The sequence below is a fragment of the Streptomyces sp. NPDC004838 genome (assembly GCF_053600955.1).
Genome location: NZ_JBSGAW010000047.1, coordinates 1 through 21,555, shown reverse-complemented (window position 1 = coordinate 21,555; position 21,555 = coordinate 1). Strand labels below are relative to the sequence as shown.

The window sequence follows — 21,555 nt, the reverse complement described above, 5'->3', positions numbered from 1 at the left end:
CCGGAGGGAGGCAGCCATGGCGCGACGCGTGTCCGCACACGTGCCGGTGGCCGCCCTCGGGCTGGGGCTGGCCGTGCTCGTGGGCGGTGGGCTGTGGTGGTGGGCCGTCATGAGGCTGGTGATCGTGCCGGAGCGGACCGGGCTCGTGGAGGGGGCGATGGCGGCGGGCGGATGGGGGCTCAGCCTTCTGCCGGTCCATGCGACGGCTTTTCGGGGGCCCTCCGGGGGTGCGGGAGTTACCAGGGCATGGCGACGCCGCCGTTCGGGCGGATGATCCTTCGGGTCGTGGAAGCGGACGCGTCGGACGCCGGATGTGGAACCGTGTGCGCGATCTCGGCCGGCTCGCCGACCCGGCAGGCCGGGAGATCCGGGCCATCGCCGCCTCGGCCTGCCGCTGGAGCGCCGGATCATGGCTGTCGGTCATGGGAGCTTGGTCATGGGAGCGTGGACCCTTCCGGGGGCGACGGCGTTCACCCGGATGGCGTGCGGACCGAGTTCGGTCGCGAGGGCCCGGTTCGGCCGGACCACCGCCGCCCTGGACCGCGCTGTGGCAGAGCACGGCCGCGCTCGCCGTATCCACCGCATCCGGGGCCATGGTGACCAGCGAGCCGGGTGTGCCGGCTGGGATCAGGGCGCGGGCGGATTCCTGACAGGCGTACAGGACGCCGTTGACATTGACGGCGAACAGGAGATTGAAGGACCGCACGACCGGTAACTGACGGTTAGTCAATCGGTCGGGCCGAATTGGCATCCCGGACACCAGTAGGTGACCCGCTCGCCGCTGCCGTCGTGCTGCTCGGCCTTGCGAATGAGCGACCCGCAGCGCAGGCAGGGCAGGCCCTGGCGTCCATAGACATACAGCCGGGGGAGACGGGTGCTGCCGGTCTCCGCGCGTGTACCGGTGTCTGATCGTGTGCCGGGTCCTCTTCTCGTTCCTGGTCCTGTGCCTGGTCCTGTGCCTGGTTCTGTCTGTGCGCGGGTGCCGGTGCCGGGGATTGTTCGGCCGGTGCTGCCGGTCGTCGGCGCGCGGGGTCCGGTCGTCCGGCGGTCGAACGTGTTCTTGTTCGCTTCGAGGAGCCGGTGAGCGGTGGCGACGAGCCGCTCCGGAACCCCTTCGGGCAGCTCGCCGACCGGCAGCCAGGGCGTCACGCGGGCCAGGAAGGCCAGCTCAGACTTGTAGACGTTGCCGATCCCCGCGAGATTGCGCTGGTCGAGAAGGGCTTCACCGAGCGCGCGGCTTGGATCGGCGAGCAGCCGTTCCAGGGCGGTTTCCGGGTCCCAGTCGGGGCCGAGCAGATCCGGTCCGAGATGGCCGACGGCCTTCTCCTCGTCCCCGGTGCGCAGCAGTTCCAGGACGGGGAGGCGGTAGCCGACAGCCGTATGCGACGCGTTGCCCAGTACGGCTCTGATCTGATGCGCGGGCCCGCCGCGCCATCGCTCGCCCGCGGCGAACACGCGCCAGGCCCCGTCCATCCGCAGATGGGAGTGGAGGGTGTAGCCGCCCTCGATCCGGGTGAGGAGGTGTTTGCCCCGCGGGGTGACGTCCAGGACGGTCCGGCCGGTGAGATCGGCGGTGGCGAACCGGGGCACCCGCAGATCGAATCGGGTGAGGCTCTGCCCGGCGAGGGCGGTGTGCAGTCGCTTCGCGGTCTGCCAGACGGTGTCTCCTTCGGGCATGTCATCCATGATGCGTGACGGGGGCGCGGGTGTGTGCCGGAGATATGCGACGGCGGTGTGTGACGGCGGCGGGCTCTGTCCGGTCCGCTGTCAGGGGCGCAGGCGCAGGCCCCTCGGAGTGGCGTGGAAGCCCGCTGTCTCCAGCGTGCGGGACAGCGGCGAGGTCAGCGCCGGGCCGCCGTTCGCCCGCTCCACCGTGACCGTGCCCAGCGCACCCGCTCTGGCCGCGCTCGCCAGGGCCTCGGCCGCGGCGTGCAGTGCCGGGGAGTCCGGGTCGGTGGACCAGGCCAGCAGGGTCTTGCCGCCACGCTCCATGTACAGCGTCAGCTCGCCGTCGACCAGCACCACCAGCGAGCCCGCCTTCCGCCCCGGTTTGTGGCCCGCGCCGTCGGGGGGCTCGGGCCAGGGCAGCGCGGCTCCGTACGCGTTGGCGGGGTCGGCGGCGGCGAGAACCACGGCCTGCGGTGCCGTATGGGGGTCGGCCCGCTCCCGCGCGGTGGCCGCCGCGCGGAGCCGGTCCACCGCGCCGTCCATCGCGAACTGGGCCGCACCCAGCCCCTCCACCACGTAGCCGCGGCGGGCCTGGCCGCTGTCCTCGAAGGCCGACAGGACGCGGTACGTCGCCGAGAAGCCGCCCTCGACTCCCTCGGCCGCCACCGCGCCCCGCGTCACCACCCCGTGGCGGTCCAGCAGGGTGCGGGCCAGGGCGTGGGCCCGATGGGTCGGATCGGATTCGGGGGGCGGAAGCAGGGACCACCGGCCGCTCACGGTCGGCGGACCGCTGCGGGACGCGGGCCGGGCGGCGGCCGTCAGGCTTCCGTACCGTCCGCGCGGCACGGCCCGTCTGGCCCGGTGGGCAGTGGATCCTGCGGTGCGTCCCGAGCCGAGCAGCGAACGCAGCGGGGACAGCGTGTCGTTGGTGAGCCGGCCGGACCAGGCGAGGTCCCAGATCGCGTCCGCCAGTTGGGGGTCGGTGGCGTCCGGGTGTGTGGTGGCCCTGACCTGGTCGGCGATCTGACGGAAGAACAACCCGTATCCGGGTGCCAGGGCGCTGAGGACGGACTCCTGGAGCGCGGTCGGCTCCAGAGGGTGGGGCTGGGGCAGGAGCAGCGGCACGGCATCGGCGAGATAGAGGGAGACCCAGCCGTCCTTACCGGGCAGCGAGCCGGCTCCGGCCCAGACGACCTCGCCGGTGGTGGTCAACTCGTCCAGCAGGGCCGGGCCGTACCCCTGGACGCGGGACGGCAGGATCAGTTTCTCCAGCGCGGACGCGGGCACCGAGGCCCCCTGGAGCTGCTCGATCGCTCGGGCCAGCCCGTCGATTCCGCGCAGCCCGTTCCCGCCGAGGTGCTGCCACTGGGGGAGGAAGGTGGCGAGCGCGGCCGGCGCGACCGGCTCCAGCTCATGGCGCAGGGCCGCCAGCGACCGGCGGCGCAGCCGGCGCAGGACGGTCGCGTCGCACCACTCCTGGCCGATGCCCGAGGGATGGAACTCGCCCTGCACGACCCGGCCGCTCGCGGCCAGCCGCTGCAGAGCGCCGTCGGTGACGGCCGCGCCGAGACCGAAACGGGCCGCGGCCCGCGTCGAGGTGAACGGCCCGTGCGTACGGGCGAAGCGGGCCAGCAGATCGCCGAGAGGATCCTTCACGGGCTCGGTGAACGCCTCCGGCACGCCCACCGGCAGCGCCGTGCCGAGCGCGTCCCGCAGGCGGCCCGCGTCCTCGATGGCCGCCCAGTGGTCCACGCCCGCGATCCGGACCCGGATGGCCCGGCGTGCAGCGGCCAGTTCCCGTGGCCACCGTGGATCGGAGCCGCGCTCGGCCAGCTCGGGGCCGGTCAGCGGGCCCAGCATCCGCAGGAGATCGGCGACCCCTTCCGCGTCCTTGGCCCTTCTGTCCTCGGTGAGCCATTGCAGCTCGCGCTCCAGCTCGGTGAGGACATCGGCGTCGAGGAGCTCGCGCAGCTCCGCCTGGCCCAGCAGCTCGGCCAGGAGCCGGGAGTCCAGGGACAGGGCGGCGGCGCGCCGCTCGGCGAGCGGCGAGTCCCCCTCGTACAGGAACTGCGCCACATAGCCGAAGAGCAGGGAGCGGGCGAACGGCGAGGGCTCCGGTGTGGTCACCTCGACCAAACGGACCCGGCGCGATTCGATGTCCCCCATCAGCTCGGTGAGCCCCGGCACGTCGAAGACGTCCTGGAGGCACTCCCGTACCGCTTCGAGAACGATGGGGAAGGACCCGAACTCGCTCGCCACCTGAAGCAGCTGCGCCGCACGCTGGCGCTGCTGCCACAGCGGGGTGCGCTTGCCGGGGCTGCGCCGGGGCAGCAGAAGGGCACGCGCCGCGCACTCACGGAACCGCGACGCGAACAGCGCCGAGCCGCCCACCTGATCCGTGACGATCCCGCCGATCTCGCCCTTGTCGAAGAGGACGTCCGCCACGCCGACCGGTGCCTGCTCGCTGTCGAACGCAGAGTCCAGGTGGGCCGGGTCCTGGTCGAGGAGGTCCAGGCCCATCAGATCGGCGTCCGGCAGCCGCAGCACTATGCCGTCGTCGGCATGCATGACCTGCGCGTCCATGCCGTACCGCTCGGCAAGCCGGGCGCCGAGCGCCAGCGCCCACGGCGCGTGCACCTGGGCGCCGAACGGGGAGTGGATCACCACCCGCCAGTCGCCCAGCTCATCCCGGAACCGCTCCACCAGGATCGTCCGGTCATCGGGCACATGGCCGCAGGCGCGGCGCTGCTCGTCGAGATACGCGAGGACGTTGTCGGCGGCCCAGGCGTCCAGGCCGGCGGCCAGCAGCCGCAGCCGGCCGTCCTCGGGGGCGAGCCCGCCGACCTCCCGCAGGAACGAGCCCACCGCCCGCCCCAGTTCGAGGGGACGGCCGAGCTGATCGCCCTTCCAGAAGGGGAGCCTGCCCGGCACACCGGGCGCGGGGGAGACCAGGACCCGGTCACGGGTGATGTCCTCGATACGCCAGGAAGTGGTGCCCAGGGTGAAGACATCGCCCACCCGTGACTCGTACACCATCTCCTCGTCCAGCTCCCCGACCCTGCCCCCGCCCTTCTTGGGATCCGCGCCCGCGAGAAAGACGCCGAACAGGCCGCGGTCGGGGATCGTGCCGCCGGAGGTCACGGCCAGCCGCTGCGCGCCGGGCCGGCCCGTGACCGTCCCGGCGACGCGGTCCCACACCACGCGGGGACGCAGTTCGGCGAAGGCATCGGAGGGATAGCGCCCGGCGAGCATGTCCAGCACGGCCGTGAAAGCCGAGTCGGGCAGCGAGGCGAAAGGAGCGGCCCTGCGCGCCAGGGCCAGCAGGTCGTCCGCCTGCCAGACATCCATCGCGACCATCGCGACCAACTGCTGGGCCAGCACGTCCAGCGGGTTCGACGGGATACGGAGCGCCTCGATGGAACCGCTGCGCATGCGTTCCGTGACCACGGCGGCCTGCACCAGATCGCCCCGGTACTTGGGGAAGACGACGCCGGTGGAGACCGCGCCCACCTGGTGTCCCGCACGGCCGACACGCTGGAGACCGGAGGCGACGGAGGGCGGTGACTCGACCTGTACGACGAGATCCACCGCGCCCATGTCGATGCCGAGCTCCAGGCTGGACGTGGCCACGACGGCCGGCAGTCGGCCCGCCTTCAGGTCCTCCTCCACCAGCGCGCGCTGCTCCTTGGAGACCGAGCCGTGATGCGCGCGGGCGAGCAGGGGAGGCGCGCCGTGAGCGGCCCCGGACTGGGCCATGATCTGGGCCGGTGGCGGCTTGTCGGGCAGCGCTTCCCCGGTGGCTCTTTCATACGCGATCTCATTGAGACGGTTGCACAGCCGCTCCGCCAGACGACGGGAGTTGGCGAAGACGATCGTGGAGCGATGGGCCTGGACGAGGTCGGCGATCCGCTCCTCGACATGCGGCCAGATCGAGGGCCTGTCGCCGCTGTCGGGGGACTCGGAGGCCGGTGATCCGCCCAGCTCCCCGAGATCCTCGACCGGAACGACGACCGAGAGATCGAATTCCTTGCCGGAAGGGGGCTGGACGATCTCCGCCTTCCGCCGGGGCGACAGATAGCGGGCGACCTCGTCCACCGGCCGTACCGTCGCCGACAGGCCGATACGGCGGGCCGGGCGCGGCAGCAACTCGTCCAGCCGCTCCAGCGAGAGGGCGAGATGCGCACCGCGCTTGGTGCCCGCCACGGCGTGCACCTCGTCCAGGATCACCGTCTCGACGCCCGCGAGCGCGTCCCGCGCCGAGGAGGTGAGCATCAGGAACAGCGACTCGGGAGTGGTGATCAGAATGTCCGGCGGTCGGGTGGCCATCGACCGGCGCTCGGCGGCGGGGGTGTCGCCCGAGCGGATGCCGACCCGCACCTCGGGCTCCGGCAGTCCCAGTCGCACCGACTCTTGGCGGATACCCGTCAAGGGGCTGCGGAGATTGCGCTCCACATCGACCGCGAGGGCTTTCAGCGGGGACACGTACAGCACACGGCAGCGCGTCCTGGCCTCGGCGGGCGGCGGGGTGGACGCCAGCCGGTCCAGGGCGGCGAGAAACGCCGCCAGTGTCTTCCCGGAGCCCGTCGGGGCCACGACCAGCACGTCCGAGCCCTCGCCGATGGCCCGCCAGGCTCCCTCCTGCGCCGCCGTGGGCGCGCTGAAGGCTCCCGCGAACCAGCTCCGGGTCGCGGGGGAGAAGGAGTCGAGCGCAGTCGTGGCCATGTCCCCCATCGTGCACCGCGTCACTGACAATCGGCCCTCAGGCTTCAGAAGGGCGGACCGAGCCGCGGGCACCCGCGCACAGGCAGCAGAGACGGAGAACCCGGGAACGGTGAGAACCGAGACACGGTCGTCCTGGAAATGTGCTGTCCGACCCGCCGTTCCCGGCGGCCTCGCGTCGCGTCCGTACTGCCCCGGCCGTCGTCCACGCGACGGACGCGTTGGTCAGACGGACGCGCAGGTGAGACGGACGCGCAGGTCAGCGGGGGGAAGGTCGGAAGGCGCCAGGCACAATGGGGCCATGAAGGTGCCTCCGCAGAGGGAACGGGCGAGCCACGATGGCCTTCTCCGCGCCTTTGTGATCAGGGGGATCGCGGGGCCCACAGATCACGGCAAGGACAGGACGGTCCGGCTCCGCCCGGAGCCCGTGCGTGGGACGTGCCGGATGTGCGGGCCGCGTGGGACGGCCGCGCGGGCCCTCGGGACCGGCGACGGTGCGCCAGAACGTACATGACCTGTGAGGCCGCTCTCGCGTAACGTCCGCCGAATGGCAGAGAAGACAGCTCCCGCGCGGAGCCACCCTCCCGACCCGTCGGCGGACGCCCCCGCCGGGATACCGGTGGCCGCCGAGCCCGCGGCCAAGCCGGACTCCGCCGTCGTCCGGGACGCCCTCGGCGTCGGGGTGGCGGTCGGCCTCTCGGGGTTCGCTTTCGGCGTCACCTCGGCGGGGTCCGGCCTCAGCCTGCTCCAGACCTGTGCGCTGAGCCTGCTGGTGTTCACGGGCGCATCGCAGTTCGCACTGGTCGGCGCGATCGCGGCGGGCGGCAATCCGTTCACCGCCGCTGCCGGCGCCTTCTTCCTCGGCGTACGCAACGCCTTCTACGGGCTGCGGTTGTCCCAGCTCCTCGCGCTGCCCCGGTTCGTCAGGCCGTTCGCCGCCCACTGGGTGATCGACGAGACCACGGTCGTCGCCCTCGCCCAGCCGACCCGGCGGGCCGTGCGCCTGGGCTTCACCGTGACCGGCGTGACGCTGTACGTGCTGTGGAATCTGACCACGCTCCTCGGGGCACTCGGCGCGGAGGCCATCGGAGACACCGATGCCTGGGGCCTGGACGCGGCCGGACCCGCCGTCTTCCTGGCCCTGCTCGCGCCCATGCTGCGTACGGCGACGGAGCGGGCTGTCGCCGGACTCGCCGTCGTACTCGGACTCGGCTTCCTGCCGCTGCTCCCCGCAGGGGTTCCGGTCCTGGTCGCCGCCCTGGCGGCACCCGCAGTGCTCTGGCTCAAGGGGCGGGGGATGAGCTTCGGCGGAGCCGGAAGGGGCGGCAGAGGACGCGCCGACCGGGCTGCGGATCCCACGACCGCCGCGGATCCCCTGGAGTCCGCCGCTCCGGGGATCACGACGGACCCAGAGACCACGACGGACCCAGAGACCACGACGGACCCGGGGGCCGCGACCGACCCGGAGAACTCACAGAAGGCAGAGGGTGAGAACCGGTGAGTGTCTGGATAGCCATCGCGGTGACCGCCATCGGCTGCTACGCCGTCAAGCTGGCCGGACTGCTGGTCCCGGCCGATGCCCTGGAGCGCCCCCTCGTCCGGCGGCTGGCGGCCCTGCTTCCCGTGGCCCTCCTGGCCGCGCTCACCGCACAGCAGACGTTCAGCACCAACGGCGTCCTGGAGCTGGACGCCCGAGTGGTCGGAGTGGCCGCGGCGGGTCTGGCCCTGGTCCTGCGGGCCCCGTTCCTCGTCGTGGTCGCCACGGCGGTGCTGGTGACCGCCGGGCTGCGGGCGATCGGCGGCTGACGGAGCGGTTCCCTCAGCCGATCACACGCCCGTACCCGCGGAGCGTGCGCAGGGCCTCGATCGTCACCAGCGGCCGTGCCTCCAGCGCCGACCCCGGAGCCCACTGCCGCCAGTTGACCGGCCAGCCGCCGTCGTCCCGCTGCTCGCCCGCCAGATGGTCCAGCGAGCGCTCCATCTCCTCGTCCGTGAACCACCGCCGGGCCAGCGACCGGGGCGTTCGGGCGTAGTCGTAGGGAAAGTGGTGCTCACCGGGCGCATACCCTTCGGCGACCGGGTAGGCGTCGGTCCGTTCCGGGTCGAGCACCGCGAGCCGTCGGCGGCGCACCAGCCGCCCGATCCGGTCGGCCGCCGCCTCGGCGCGTGCGCGGTCCGGAACCCCGTCCAGAAAGGCGACGGCCGCCTCGATCTCGTACGGATGGGACTCCTCCAGCGACTCGACCGCTGCCCAGCAGAAGTCCGTGGCCCGGAAAAGCCAGGCGTGCCACACCTTGTTCCGGTGCAGCAGTCCCACCACCGGGCCCGTGGTCAGCAACTCGCCCGGAGGGCTGTCCACGACGGGGATGAACGGCGCCGCGGGAAAGCCGCGCTGCGACGGATGGACCGCGGGGAGCGCCCCCTCGGGCGTCGACACATCGGAGAGGTAGCGGCACATCCGCTCCACACGCGCTCCGGCGCAGCGGCCGATGGAGTCCAGGACGCGCAGGGCATGAGCCGTGTGCAGCGGCTGGCTGACCGGACCACGCAGATCCGGTTCCAGTGCGTGGCCGTAACCGCCGTCCTCATTGAGATACGCCGACAGGGCGACTTCGACGGAGTCCGGGGCCCCGCCGAGGAAGTGATACGCGAAACGCCGCTGCTCAAGCACGCGGGCCGTGAGCCAGATGAACCGCTCGGCACGGGCGAGAGACGAGAGAAACGTAGGACTTCTTCCGGTTCCGGCCATGTGCCGACCGTACGGTGGAATGGGGTTTCGGGATACGGACGGAGCCGGGAGTACCCCCTGGGGCGGATACTGACATCATGCGGTTGACGATTTTCTGGGAACGGATGGCCGATCACTTCGGGCCGGGGTACGCCGACTCCTTCGCGCGTGATCATGTGATGGCCGAACTCGGTGGCCGTACGGTCCACCAGGCGCTGGACGCGGGCTGGGAGACGAAGGACGTGTGGCGCGCGGTCTGCGCCGCCGTGGGCGTTCCCGCGGAGAAGCAGTGATCCGCCCGAGGACCGGGGCACGGCGCCTGAAGCGGGGAACGGGCGCCTGAAGCGGGGAACCGTATGTGAAGCGCCCGGCGGAAACCGATTGAGGTGCCCGGCTGGACCCGGCAGCAGCAGACGCACCGCTGTCCTGGGGAGGACGGACGCGTCACCGGTGACGGAACCGCATCGGTCGGAGAAGCGTCGGTCGGAGCAAGGAGAAAGAGACGGAGCGTTGGTTGATGGAACGGCGGGGGACGTGGTGAGACGGAAGAGCCACAGAGCGCGGCCCGGAGTTGCCGGGTCGGCTCCTCACGAGTGCCGAACGTGGGCGACACTTTCCCGGTGCCCCCGACGAGTGACCGAAACGACCAGGACAGAACCGACCGGAGAACTGTGCCCGCGCAAGGTGTGACCCCTGGCCCGTCCGCGAAGGGCGCACCCGCGAACACGGCCGCAGAAGGCGCCGCTCCGGGTGCGCCCGCCGACAGCGTGACGCCGCCGAACGCCCCGCCGCCCGCCTCGGTGGCCGGGCCTCCCGGCGGGGCCCGGATGCCCCGCTGGCTGCCGCGTGCCATCGTGCTCGCGCTGACCCTCTACGCCTGCTTCCAGCTCGGCAGCTGGGCCTTCCAGCAGCTCATCGGGCTGCTGTTGGACATTCTGATCGCCTTCTTCCTGGCACTGGCGATCGAACCGGCCGTCGGCAGGATGGCGGCACGAGGAGTACGGCGAGGACTGGCCACCTTCCTCGTCTTCTTCGGCATCCTGATCGCAGCGGTCGGCTTCGTGGTCCTGCTCGGCTCGATGCTCGCGGATCAGATCGTGACCATGGTCGAGGACTTTCCCAAGTATCTCGACTCGGTGATCAGCTGGGTCAACCAGAGCTTCCGGACGGAGCTGTCCCGGGTCGAGGTCCAGGACAGTCTGCTGCGCTCGGACTGGCTGCGGAAGTACGTCCAGAACAGCGCGAGCGGTGTACTGGACGTCTCGGCCACCGTGCTCGGCGGGCTGTTCAAGTTGCTGACGATCTTCCTGTTCTCGTTCTACTTCGCGGCCGACGGACCCCGGCTGCGCCGAACGATCTGCTCCGTCCTGCCGCCGTCCAAGCAGACCGAGGTGCTGCGCGCCTGGGAGATCGCCGTTGACAAGACGGGCGGCTACCTCTACTCACGCGGGCTGATGGCCCTCGTCTCCGGTGTCGCCCACTTCATCCTGCTGGAGGTCCTGGGCGTGCCCTACGCCCCGGCGCTCGCGGTCTGGGTGGGGCTGGTCTCACAGTTCATTCCGACGATCGGCACCTATCTCGCGGGCGCGCTGCCCATGCTGATCGCCTTCACCGTCGATCCCTGGTACGCGCTGTGGGTGCTCGGGTTCGTGGTGGTCTACCAGCAGTTCGAGAACTATGTGCTCCAGCCCAAACTCACCTCCAGGACCGTCGACATCCACCCGGCCGTGGCCTTCGGCTCGGTCATCGCCGGTACGGCACTGCTGGGGGCGATCGGCGCGCTGATCGCCATCCCGGCGGTCGCCACGCTCCAGGCGTTCCTCGGGGCGTACGTGCGGCGGTACGACGTGACCGACGACCCGCGCGTACACGGCCACCAGGGGCGCGGAGGCCGGTTGCTGCGGCGGATCCGCGCGGTGCCGGGGGCACGGCGCGGTGTTCCGGACACGGGGACCGGGTCTGAGCCCTGAGCCCTGAGTGAAGATCTTTCGGTGCGAGGCGCTCAGCGACGGGTGCCGGTGGCCGGCGTCAGCGCGGGCTGGCCGGCGGTTGGCGTGAGCGGCCGGTGTACCGGCCATGCCACGGGGTGCGGTGCACCGGCGAATCCCGCCGGTGCACCGCACCCCCGCGTGTCGTATCCGGTGCGTGTCACATCCGGTCGCGTACCAGCTCGGCCTGGCGCAGCAGCCCGGCCGCGGTGTCCCCGTCCAGCGCGCCGAGCTCGGAGACCAGGGCGGTCAGCCGGGCCCTGCCGTCCTCGGCACGGCCCAGGGCCTTCTCCACCTGCGCTGCCCGGATCAGGGACTCACAGCCCTCGCGCAGCGCGTCCCCGCCGAGTTCCCTGAAGACCGAGGCGGCCTGTTCCAGCAGCTGCACCGCCTCTTCCCGGACCGCTGTCCGCTCCTGCTCCTCCCGGTCCACCTGCTCTTCGTGCGTCTCCTGCTCCTCGTCCCCGTAGAGGGAGTCCTCCACCAGCTGAGCGAGCTGCCGACAGGTCTGGGCCCACTCGTAGCGCAGCTCGGGCTCCTCGGAGCCCTGGACGACGGCGAACGCCTGATCCATCAGGGCACGAGCCCGTCCATAGGCGGCCACGGCGGTGTCGTCCTCCACGGCCAGCCAGGCCAGCGAACGCAGCACCCGTACCTCGCCGACGGGATTGTCGCCCGCGAGCCGCCACAGTTCCAGGGCACGGGCGTACGCCGACTGTGACTCCGCGAGCATGTCCGCCGCGGCGAGGGCTTCGGCCGCCGAATGCGCCAGACCCGCCTGGAGACGGGGATCGTCCCAGCCCTTCGCGGTCTCGGCGGCCAGCAGATACTGCTCGGCCGCGGCCGCCGGGTCGTGCAGTTCCCGGAGCAGCCCGCCCAGTGTCCGCCGTGCCTCCACGGCCTCGTGCTCGTGGTGCTCCACGAGGTCGGGCAGCGCCGAGAGCAGCACCTCGGCCGCCTCGGCGGTCCGTTCCGCGTCCGCGTACGCATGGGCCAGCATCAGCCGGGCCCTGGCGCCGCCCGTCGCGGCGAGCCCCGCCTGATCGAGCCAGTGCGTCGCGTCGAGTGCGTGCCGGGCCGCCTCATCGGCCTGGTCGCCCTTGCGCAGCAGGATGTCCGTGAGCGTCAGCCGTACCGCCGCCTGCTCCTCGCCGTCGATCACTTCGGCCGCGTGCCCGAGCGCTGTCCTGGCGGCGGACTCGGCGGCGTCGAGTTCTCCGCCGGCGGCCAGCACACTCGCCCGCAGCGCCATCGGCTCGACCGCCTGCCAGGGGCGCTCCGCGGCCAGGAAGTGCTGGGCTGCCGAGGCGAGCAGTGGCGCTGCGGCGTCGAGATCGCCCATCGAGAGGAAGAGCCGCGCCAGGGTCAGCTCCGCCTGTGCGAGGACATCGGCCGTCCCCTCAGGCCCGCTCGCGTCCGCCGTCTTGGCCGTGGCCTCGGCACGAGCGGCGACGAAGCCTTCCAGTTCGGCCATCAGCTGTCGGTTCTCCGTCTCGGCCGACTCCTCCGCCGTATCCGCCGTATCCAGCGTGTCCGCCGTGTCCGGTGTGTGCGCCGGGGCCGCCGTACTCGTGCCCGTCGTCGCGTCGGCCGCGCTCGTCTCACGCTCACGATCGCGCAGGAAGGACGCGATCCGGATCGTGGCCAGTTCGGCCATGGCGATACGGCGGGGGCGCTCCGGATCCGTCTCGTCCAGCTCGGCGGCCGCCCGCGCCGCCGCGCCGAGCAGCGTGCGTATCCGCTCCGGATCCGCGCCGAGGCGTGCGGCACTGCCCGCTGCCGCCAGCGCCGAGTGGGCCGCCCGGCCGAGCCGACCCTCCGCCCGATGGGCCTCGACCGCCCGCGCGAAAAGCGCCCCCGCCTCCGGGGCCCCGGCGTCTGTCGCGGCCATCGCCCGGTACTCCAGCAGGTCCCCGGCCAGCCCCGGATCGGACTGCTCCTCGCCCGCCTCGGCCAGCCGTGAGACCTCCGCCCACATGCCGCGGGCGGAAGGAAGCCCCCGCCGCCGTGCCGCACGGGCGCGCTCCACCAGACCGGCGAAGTCGGGAGCGCTCCCGTCCGCCACGGCCCGACGGCCTGACCCGGCACCGGATTCCCCCGGGGCGCCGCTACCGTCCACGCTGCCTGAACCGCCCGCACCGGCCACCCGTACCGGCGTGGCGGCGGGAAGTCCCGCGCTGCGTACCCCGAGCGGCACCGACTCGACCAGCGGCTTTCGGCTGATCCGCTCGATCAGCAGTTCCGACACGAGCGCCGTCCCGTTGCGCGCGTCGAACCGCGCGGCGATGCCCGTGGCGTCCGCGTACAGCAGCTCGTACAGCTCGTCCGCGGTGCGGCTCGTGCCCTGGTAGAGGGCGGCGGGCCGGTCGCCGAGCCCCAGCTCCTTGAGCCGGCGCAGCAGAACCAGGATTCCGCCGCTGAAATTCATCTGTGCCTCGACATCCGTGAGCGGGCCGAGATGGGAGGCATGCTCGGAAAGGATCTCCAGGCCCCGGGACTCGTTCCCGGTCAGGGCGCAGAACTCGATGTGCTCGCCGACCGAGCGCAGCAGGCTCTCCTTGCCGCGGGCCAGGCGGTATCCGCGCAGATGGTGGGCGCGGGCGTCGTCGAAACGGCCGAGCCTGACCAGCGGCAGCAGTGACTGCGCCAGCACCCGGTGCGGCTCCTCCATACAGGACAGCTCGCCGGCGAGCACCGGCTGCCACACTTCGACCGCCTTCGCGTCCTGGCGCGTACGGGACCAGAACCAGCCCTGAGTGTTCAGCTCGCAGGCGTGGCAGTCGCTCATCTCGTCGCGGTCGGCGGCGGTCCAGCCCGCCATGGACCGCTCCATCCGGGCCTCGTCACCGGTCGCGTCGGCGAGATGGAACTCGGCCTGCCGTACCGCTCTCTCGCTGAAACCGGCCAGCCGGTAGCGGCGCTCCATGTCCGCCAGCCACCGGTCCACCGCCTCCAACGGGATCTCCGGGGACTCCACGATCCGCCCCGCCACCCACTTGAAGCGCCAGTACAGATTGTGGAACTCGTAGGGGGAGAACGAGGACGGGTCCCGGTCGTACTCCTGGAGCAGACGGGCGAAGGGGACCACCATCTTGGTGCGCTCGGCGCTCCACTCGTACGCGTCGATCAGATCGTTGAGCGCCCGGCGGAACAGCGCGGGGTCCTTGGCGGCCTCCGCGGCGGCGCTGAGTGCCTCCGCGCGCGCGTTCCGTGCCATGCCGTAAGGGGCGCCGGAGTTGTCGTTGAGACCCCGGCGGATCTCCTCAGGCGTCAGTGCGGTCACTTCTGGCCCTCCTGCGGGTCGGTGGTCCGGGTGACGGTGTGGGTCGCCCACTCCAGCAGTCCGAGGAAGGCCCGGTTGAGCAGAGTCGAGTCGGCGGGGCGCAGCGGCCGCTGTGACATCAGCAGGGCCTGTCCGTAGAGCGACTCGATCGCGGTGGCTGTCAGTTCGGCGTCGGGGAGGGCGGCGACCCTGCGGATCAGCGGGTTGTGGTGGTTCAGGACCAGCCGGGCGCGTGGGGCCGAGCCGCGGAGGGAACCGAGGATGTCGTTCCACAACGAGTCGGCGTTCTCCTGGGCGGTCGCGCGGTCCCTCTCGTGCCGAGCCTGCCGGTCGTCGAGGAAGAGTGCGGGCACGGTCACCGGCTGGAAGGCGCGCAGCACGACATCGCAGCCGTGCGGATCCAGCCGGGTGCGCGCGGTGGCGAGGAAAGAGGCGAGGGCCAGCTCGGCGCCGGTGGAGACCGGGTCCAGCCGTTCGGTGACGGCTCCCGCGTCCAGTTCGGTCACCTTCAGGCCGGGCCGGATGCCGGGCAACAGGGTGAGCAGATCGGCGTCGAAGGTGTATCCGGCGTTGACCACGCCCAGGCCGTGTGCGGCGGCGATCGGCGCGATCTGCCGGAACTCCTCGACGGTCCGGGTGAAGTGGATCTCGGAGTGCGCGGCGGCGAACTCCTCCAGGCTGAGCTGTCCGTCGCTGGTCTCGAAGGGCAGCCAGGGCAGCATCAACTCGAAGAGGTCGGCGTCGTGCCGGGCCAGGGACTTCACGCCCAGGTGGTGGACGCCGAGGAAGGCGGCCAGGCGCTGGGGGTCGCTCGCGGCCAGCTCCGCCAGCCACTGCCGTACGCAGGCGCCGAGGGCGTCGCGGACGGCGGCCAGCGTCTCGTCGTCGTACAGATTCTCCCGCGAGGCGGTGGGGCGCAGCGAGTCCGTGTCCACCACGGCGCGGACGAAGAAGGCCCAGTCCGGCAGCAGATTGTCCGCGCGGTCGGTGAGCAGCATGCCCTTGAGATACGCGCGGTGCCCGCCCCGCTGGGCGGGGCTGGTCGGCTCCGGCAGCACATAGGCGACTCCACGGACACCGGCCACCGGCAGATCGAGGTCGATCGCATCGAGCGGAGTGAACCCGAACAGCTTCGCGCAGTGTCCGGAGAGCGCCACCCGGCGCGCGGCGGGCGTGGGGTACTCGCGGTCCCAGACGGCGGGGCGGTCGGCGACCGGGCGCTCCACCCCGTCGTCGGCGGTGAAGACGATGTCGTACGGGAGCAGTGAGCCGAAGTCACGGGCCAGCTCCTCGACCCTGGCCGCCGCCGTCCACTCCTCCGCGCCGGGGCGCGGCTCCAGATGCACGGTGGTGCCCGGCTCGGGACGGGCCTCGTCGGGCAGGACCCGGACGGTGTACGAGCCGTCGTCGGACGCCAGCCACTCCACGGGGGCGGCATCGGGCGTACGGGCGGAACGGGTGACCACCCGGATCCTGCGCGCCACGACGAAACAGGCGAGCAGACCGATGCCGAACTGACCGAGGAACTCACGGCGGGCGGACTCCAGGCCGTGCTCACCGCCGCGTTTGGAACTGCGGCCGATCGTGGCGAGCAGGGTGTGGACCTCGTCGGTGGTCAGACCGATGCCGCTGTCCTCGATGGAGACGCGTCCCGCGACGGAGGAGAGCCGGATGCGGGATCGCGCGCCGGGGTCGAGCGCGTGCCGTGCGGTGACCGCGTCCACCGCGTTCTGGAGCAGCTCGCGGACGTAGACCCGCGGACTGGAGTACAGATGGTGGGAGAGCAGGTCGACCAGCCCTCGCAGGTCCACCTGGAAGGTGCTGGTGTCGGGCGGAGTCCCGTCGGCCCCGGCAGCGGAAGTCATGGCGCATCACCTCGCGTACTCGCATGGGAACAGGCGATCGCGAGGTCCCCCCTCACAGATCACGAAGTGAGAAACAGAGTAGGGGGGCTCACTGACAATCTCCTCCGGATTGAATCCGGTCGGGCAGGCGGAGCCGGAGTCAGAGCCGGGACGGCCCCCGTACCGGAAGGGTCGGGAACCGAGGAGGGAGGGGGAAGGGGGAGGGAAGGGGAGGACGAGGGCCGGGGCGGGCGGTGGCCGGCCGTGGACCGGGGGGCGGTTCGCGACGCGCCGGGCGGTGTGCTTGACAGCAAAATCGAACATCCATTCTTATGGGGGTTCCGGCGCTCAGTGTTTCCTGGAGTTATCCACAGGCTGGAGGGCGTCGGGGCCCATTGTCAGTGGCAGGGGTTAGCGTCTTTGACGTGAAGCGATCGACTCAAGCAAATCGGGTGGAACCCATGGCAGGAACCGACCGCGAGAAGGCGCTGGACGCCGCGCTCGCACAGATTGAAAGGCAGTTCGGCAAGGGTGCGGTGATGCGCCTGGGCGAGCGGCCGAATGAGCCCGTCGAGGTCATCCCCACCGGGTCGACGGCGCTCGACGTCGCGCTCGGCGTCGGCGGGCTGCCGCGCGGCCGTGTGGTGGAGGTGTACGGGCCCGAGTCCTCCGGTAAGACGACCCTCACCCTGCATGCCGTGGCCAATGCGCAGAAGGCGGGCGGTGCGGTCGCGTTCGTCGACGCGGAGCACGCCCTCGACCCGGAGTACGCGAAGAAGCTGGGCGTCGACATCGACTCCCTCATCCTCTCCCAGCCGGACAACGGTGAGCAGGCGCTCGAAATCGTCGACATGCTGGTCCGCTCCGGCGCGCTGGACCTGATCGTCATCGACTCCGTCGCCGCCCTGGTGCCGCGCGCGGAGATCGAGGGCGAGATGGGCGACTCGCACGTCGGCCTCCAGGCCCGGCTGATGAGCCAGGCGCTCCGGAAGATCACCAGTGCGCTGAACCAGTCGAAGACGACCGCGATCTTCATCAACCAGCTCCGCGAGAAGATCGGCGTCATGTTCGGCTCGCCGGAGACCACGACCGGTGGCCGCGCGCTCAAGTTCTACGCCTCGGTGCGTCTGGACATCCGCCGTATCGAGACCCTGAAGGACGGCACGGACGCGGTGGGCAACCGCACCCGTGTCAAGGTCGTCAAGAACAAGGTGGCGCCCCCCTTCAAGCAGGCCGAGTTCGACATCCTGTACGGGCAGGGGATCAGCCGCGAGGGCGGACTGATCGACATGGGCGTGGAGCACGGCTTCGTCCGCAAGGCGGGCGCCTGGTACACGTACGAGGGCGACCAGCTGGGCCAGGGCAAGGAGAACGCCCGGAACTTCCTGAAGGACAACCCCGATCTCGCCGATGAGATCGAGAAGAAGATCAAGGACAAGCTGGGCGTGGGAGTCAAGCCGGAGACGTCGGCCGCCGAACCGGGCGCCGATCCGACCGGTACCGCGGCCGGTGCCACGGCTCCCGCCGGTGAGGCGGCGAAGTCGGTGCCCGCTCCCGCCACCAAGGCCAAGACGGCCAAGGCGGCGGCGACCAAGGGCTAGCAGTGGCCCGGCGAACCGAATGGCCGGGCGACAGCGCCGACTCGTCGAGGGCCGAGAAGGAGCTGTCGCCCCAGGACCCGGCCGAGCGGGCGCGGGCGATCTGCCTGCGCCTGCTCACCGGGACCCCGCGCACCAGAAAGCAGCTCGCGGACGCGCTCCACAAGCGGGAGATTCCCCGGGAGACGGCCGAGGAGGTGCTCTCCCGTTTCGAGGATGTGGGCCTGATCGATGACGCGGCCTTCGCCGGCGCGTGGGTGGAGTCCCGGCACCACGGCCGGGGCCTCGCCAGACGCGCGCTGGCGCGTGAGCTGCGGACCAAAGGCGTGGATTCCGAGCTGATCGACGAGGCGGTGGGCCGACTCGACTCCGAGCGCGAAGAGGAGACCGCACGCGCCCTCGTCGACCGCAGGCTCCCCTCCACCCGCGGCCTCGACCGAGACCGCCGCATCCGCCGTCTGGCGGGGATGCTCGCCCGCAAGGGCTACGGGGAGGGGATGGCGCTCCGGGTGGTCCGACGAGCACTGGAGGAGGAAGGCGAGGACATGGAGGACGTACCGGAAGGCTTCTGAACCATGCCCGGCACCCATTGGGCCGCCGGGACACGGATCCGTGTCCCCTCTCGCCTCCCCCTTCTCCGCTCGTTCCCCGCCTACCTGCTCCGCCTGCTCACCTCACCTGTTCCGCCTCACCCTTCGACCGGGAGGCCCGCCGTCCTCCACGCCTGGAAGCCGCCGATCAGGTCGGTCGCACGGTGGAGACCCAATTGGCGGAGAGAGACAGCCGCGAGGGAGGAGGCGTATCCCTCGTTGCAGACGACCACGACACGGAGGTCATGGCTCACCGCCTCCGGGGCGCGGTGGCTGCCCCAGGGATCCAGCCGCCATTCCAGTTCATTGCGCTCCACGACCAGCGCGCCGGGGATCAGGCCGTCGCGTTCGCGCAGCGCCTCGTACCGGATGTCCACGAGCAGCGCTCCCGCGGCGGCCTCGTCGAAAGCCTGCCGCGGCCCGACCCGGTCCAGATCCCGCCGGACCCGCTCCAGGAGTTCGTCTACGCCGATCGGATCACTCACTGCCAGTCCTCCGGACGCTCGACCTGCTCAAGACGGAGCACCGCGCCGGTCCGGCTGAAGCGCCGGATCAGCGGCAGCGGCGGGTAGTACGCGTGGATCGAGACGGCGTGCTCGGAGTCCGACTCGTTCAGCACCTCATGCACATGGTGCGTACCGAACGAGCGCCCCTGACCCGCCGCCACCCGGCGTTCACGGTCCAGATCCTCGTGCAGTTCGAGAGTCTTCCAGCCGCCTGCGGGGAGCCGCACGGCCAGGGAGTTCTCCTTCAACTCGCCCGCCGCGGTGGCGAACGCGCCGAGAGACTCCGCATGGTCGTGCCAGCCGGTGCCCGTTCCGGGCGGCCAGCCGATCAGCCACGCCTCACTGCCACCGGGCCCGTCGAGCCGTACCCAGGTACGGCCCTCCGGGTCGAGTGGGAGAGAGGCGATCAGCGCGGCGTCGGCCGCCGCCTTCGTCACGAAATCGAGCAGTTCGGCGGCGGTGGGAGCGACAGCGGCGGCAGCGCCGAACGGGATGGAGACAGATGGGGACACGGAGAACCGTCCTGGGAGTTCGCTGGAAGCGCGCGCGGCACGGCAGGCCACAGCACGTGAGAGAGAAAGGGCGAATTCAGCAGGACGGCCGACACACGCAGCCCGCGTACCGGAGCAGATCCATATGGACCCTCCGCCACAGGCGCACATCGGTGTCGGTCACGTTTTGGAGTACACCACGCGTGACCTCCATGGTCAATTGATGTCCGCGGTCCGGTCGCTGCGCACCGCTGACGGTGCGCCACCGCGTGTGGCGTCCGCCGCCGCGTACAGCTCCGCCGGCCGGACCCCGGCGAACGCCGCGACGAGATGCCCGTCCGGCCGGACCAGCAGCACGGCGTGAGCGGAGGCGCCCGGATAACTCTCCGTCACCAGCAGCTCTGCACGGAGCGGCAACGCGGACACCGCCGCCGCCAAGCCGGGCATCACCCCCGCGCTCTGCCAGTGCCGACGGTCCCAGACCCCCGTACCCGGAGCCACCAGCACCACCAGCAGCCCCTGGCCCAGCCGGTCCCGCAGCCGCGCGCTCGTCCCGTCCGGCGCGGTCACCCGGACATCCTCGACCGGAGCACCCGCCTCCGTACCGACGGGGATCTGCGAGGGGGCGTACTCGGGTGCCAGGGGGGAGTGCGCGTGAACCGGGGGCGCGCCCAGCGGTCCCTGACCCAGATGACCGTCGGTGAGCAGGGTGTCATGCCCTCGGGTCGCGCCCGGCAGATAGGTACGCAGGGCGCTGCCGCTCCGCAGTATCGGCAGCGCCTGATCAGCGGCGCGCAGCCTGGCCGCGACGGCTGACCGCCGCTCCGCCTGGTAGCTGTCCAGCAGCGTCTGCGACCCGCCGTGGTGCCAGGTGTGAGCCAGCTTCCACGCCAGGTTCTCGGCGTCGCGCAGCCCTTCGTCGAGTCCCTGCGTCCCCAGCGCGCCGAGTAGATGCGCCGCGTCGCCGGCGAGGAACGCCCGGTCCACGCGCCAGCGCCGCGCGAGGCGGTGGTGCACCGTGCAGACGCCGGTGTCGAGGAGTTCGTACGGAGGCGTCCCGTCGCACCAGCCGGCCAGCGTGTCACGGATACGGGCCACCAGCGCGTCGGGGGTGACCAGTTCACCGCCGGGCGGCAGCAGCCAGTCCAGCCGCCAGACGTCGTCCGGCAGCGGCCGTGCCGTGATCTCCTCGCCGCCCGTGCGCCACGGCGGCTGACGGTGCAGCAACGCTTCACCGGGCCAGGGGAGTTCGGCGCGCAAGGTGGCCACGGCGTGCCGTTCCACCGCCGTACGTCCGGGGAAACGGATGCCGAGAAGCTTGCGGATCGTCGAACGGGCGCCGTCGCAGCCCACCAGATGGCTGCCGCGCCACCAAGTCGCCGACGGCCCCCGCGTATGCACGGTGACACCGTCGGCATCCTGCTCCAGCGAGTCCACCCGGCTCTCGGTGACGAGTCCGATCAGCCGCTGCGCGCGGACCGCGTCGCGCAGTCCGCGTGTCAGGGCGTGCTGCGGGATGTGCAGTGGTGCCGGTGTGGTGTCGTCGCCGAGCGACTGCCGCCGTACCTCCTGCTTGCGCCGCAGGGAGCGCCAGCCGGTCCAGCGGATGCCTTCGTCACGGACCGTGCCGCAGCCGAGCCGTTCCACCAGAGCCGTGGTGTCCGCTCTGAGCACCGCGGTACGGGCGGGCCGGGGCTCCTCCCCGCCGCCGCTCTCGTCGAGTACGACGGTGGGCACTCCCTGCTGTGCCAGGGCGAGCGAGAGCGCGAGTCCGACCGGACCCGCGCCGACGACGATCACCGGGTCCACGGCGTGACTCCTCGGGGTCGGAGGGTCGAACGGGAAAATCGGGAGAATCGGGAGAATGCGGTGGAGCCCCGGTGCGCGATCACAGAACGTATGCAACCGACTGGGGGTGCCTGCGTCAAGTGACGGGTGCGCGACATGACGGCCACTGATCCGCCGGAAGCGGAATGGGACGGCTGGGTAGGGAAAATCGCGAGAAAAACGACCGGAGGGCACGTGGCGGGAGCATATGAGGAGGGCGACCACGGTCATCGTGGCCTCTCTCGGCGCGACGTCGACGACCGGCCGCAGCCGCTGCGCCTCCTCCAGTCCGGCGATCGGGTAGGCGAACTCG

General features: G+C 71.7%; 16 protein-coding genes and 2 pseudogenes. 8 read left to right on the top strand and 10 right to left on the bottom strand.

Features of this window, described 5'->3' with window-relative positions; all coding sequences use genetic code 11:
* The first annotated feature begins 16 nt into the window (after positions 1-16).
* Positions 17-274 (top strand): hypothetical protein, encoded by a 258-nt coding sequence (locus ACWEFL_RS34310; RefSeq protein ID WP_451720658.1) that lies wholly within the window; start codon positions 17-19, stop codon positions 272-274.
* Here ACWEFL_RS34310 and ACWEFL_RS34305 read toward each other — a convergent pair.
* From ACWEFL_RS34305 to ACWEFL_RS34295, 3 genes and pseudogenes are all read right to left on the bottom strand, one after another.
* Positions 237-688 (bottom strand): annotated as a pseudogene (locus tag ACWEFL_RS34305) (SDR family NAD(P)-dependent oxidoreductase); the annotation flags it as partial. The gene ACWEFL_RS34310 and the pseudogene ACWEFL_RS34305 sit on opposite strands and share 38 nt — an antisense overlap.
* A 38-nt stretch (positions 689-726) precedes the next feature.
* Positions 727-1,677 carry an Fpg/Nei family DNA glycosylase gene (locus ACWEFL_RS34300; protein WP_451720655.1) on the bottom strand — a complete coding sequence of 317 codons (951 nt, stop codon included), beginning with the start codon at positions 1,675-1,677 and terminating at the stop codon, positions 727-729.
* Between the two features lie 90 nt (positions 1,678-1,767).
* Positions 1,768-6,390, bottom strand: a complete 4,623-nt coding sequence (locus ACWEFL_RS34295) for an ATP-dependent helicase (RefSeq protein WP_451720652.1) — start codon at positions 6,388-6,390, stop codon at positions 1,768-1,770.
* Between the two features lie 544 nt (positions 6,391-6,934).
* Between ACWEFL_RS34295 and ACWEFL_RS34290 the strand changes: the two genes are divergently transcribed.
* Together ACWEFL_RS34290 and ACWEFL_RS34285 are read left to right on the top strand one after the other, a co-directional pair.
* Complete coding sequence (locus tag ACWEFL_RS34290; protein ID WP_451720649.1) at positions 6,935-7,888, top strand: AzlC family ABC transporter permease; 954 nt, start codon at positions 6,935-6,937, stop codon at positions 7,886-7,888.
* On the top strand, positions 7,885-8,193 hold the full coding sequence (locus tag ACWEFL_RS34285; protein WP_451720646.1) for an AzlD domain-containing protein: 309 nt from the start codon (positions 7,885-7,887) through the stop codon (positions 8,191-8,193). Before ACWEFL_RS34290 ends, ACWEFL_RS34285 begins: the two co-directional genes overlap by 4 nt.
* Before the next feature lie 13 nt (positions 8,194-8,206).
* Here ACWEFL_RS34285 and ACWEFL_RS34280 read toward each other — a convergent pair whose 3' ends face one another.
* Complete coding sequence (locus tag ACWEFL_RS34280; protein WP_451720643.1) at positions 8,207-9,136, bottom strand: hypothetical protein; 930 nt, start codon at positions 9,134-9,136, stop codon at positions 8,207-8,209.
* Positions 9,137-9,213: 77 nt separating this feature from the next.
* On the opposite strand from ACWEFL_RS34280, the gene ACWEFL_RS34275 reads away from it, so the two are divergent.
* Positions 9,214-9,408 (top strand): DUF3046 domain-containing protein, encoded by a 195-nt coding sequence (locus ACWEFL_RS34275; RefSeq protein ID WP_451720640.1) that lies wholly within the window; start codon positions 9,214-9,216, stop codon positions 9,406-9,408.
* Positions 9,409-9,942: 534 nt separating this feature from the next.
* Positions 9,943-11,085, top strand: a complete 1,143-nt coding sequence (locus ACWEFL_RS34270; RefSeq protein WP_451720684.1) for an AI-2E family transporter — start codon at positions 9,943-9,945, stop codon at positions 11,083-11,085.
* Between the two features lie 178 nt (positions 11,086-11,263).
* Here the strand turns inward: ACWEFL_RS34270 and ACWEFL_RS34265 are convergent, their stop codons facing one another.
* Together ACWEFL_RS34265 and ACWEFL_RS34260 are read right to left on the bottom strand one after the other, a co-directional pair.
* Positions 11,264-14,386 carry a hypothetical protein gene (locus ACWEFL_RS34265; protein ID WP_451720637.1) on the bottom strand — a complete coding sequence of 1,041 codons (3,123 nt, stop codon included), beginning with the start codon at positions 14,384-14,386 and terminating at the stop codon, positions 11,264-11,266.
* The gene (locus tag ACWEFL_RS34260; RefSeq protein WP_451720634.1) at positions 14,383-16,251 is read right to left on the bottom strand and encodes an HSP90 family protein; all 1,869 of its coding nucleotides are present in this window, start codon (positions 16,249-16,251) and stop codon (positions 14,383-14,385) included. Before ACWEFL_RS34260 ends, ACWEFL_RS34265 begins: the two co-directional genes overlap by 4 nt.
* Positions 16,252-16,691: 440 nt before the next feature.
* Here ACWEFL_RS34260 and recA point away from each other — a divergent pair, with 440 nt between their 5' ends.
* Together recA and recX are read left to right on the top strand one after the other, a co-directional pair.
* Complete coding sequence (gene recA / locus ACWEFL_RS34255; RefSeq protein ID WP_451720631.1) at positions 16,692-17,831, top strand: recombinase RecA; 1,140 nt, start codon at positions 16,692-16,694, stop codon at positions 17,829-17,831.
* Positions 17,774-18,400 (top strand): annotated as a pseudogene (gene recX / locus ACWEFL_RS34250) (recombination regulator RecX); the annotation flags it as partial. The gene recA and the pseudogene recX, both read left to right, overlap by 58 nt.
* A 116-nt stretch (positions 18,401-18,516) precedes the next feature.
* Here the strand turns inward: recX and ACWEFL_RS34245 are convergent.
* From ACWEFL_RS34245 to ACWEFL_RS34230, 4 genes are all read right to left on the bottom strand, one after another.
* Entirely contained in the window at positions 18,517-18,903 is a 387-nt protein-coding gene (locus ACWEFL_RS34245; RefSeq protein WP_451720628.1) for a rhodanese-like domain-containing protein, read from the bottom strand.
* Entirely contained in the window at positions 18,900-19,436 is a 537-nt protein-coding gene (locus ACWEFL_RS34240; RefSeq protein WP_451720625.1) for a cysteine dioxygenase, read from the bottom strand. The genes ACWEFL_RS34245 and ACWEFL_RS34240 overlap by 4 nt, the downstream gene beginning before the upstream one ends.
* Before the next feature lie 76 nt (positions 19,437-19,512).
* On the bottom strand, positions 19,513-19,560 hold the full coding sequence (locus ACWEFL_RS34235; protein WP_311314449.1) for a hypothetical protein: 48 nt from the start codon (positions 19,558-19,560) through the stop codon (positions 19,513-19,515).
* Between the two features lie 71 nt (positions 19,561-19,631).
* A complete protein-coding gene (locus tag ACWEFL_RS34230) occupies positions 19,632-21,224 on the bottom strand; it encodes an FAD-dependent monooxygenase (RefSeq protein ID WP_451720622.1) in 1,593 nt (530 codons plus the stop codon).
* Between the two features lie 135 nt (positions 21,225-21,359).
* Between ACWEFL_RS34230 and ACWEFL_RS34225 the strand changes: the two genes are divergently transcribed.
* Positions 21,360-21,555, top strand: a 196-nt coding sequence (locus ACWEFL_RS34225) for a hypothetical protein (protein ID WP_451720619.1), incomplete at its 3' end; no start/stop codon positions are given.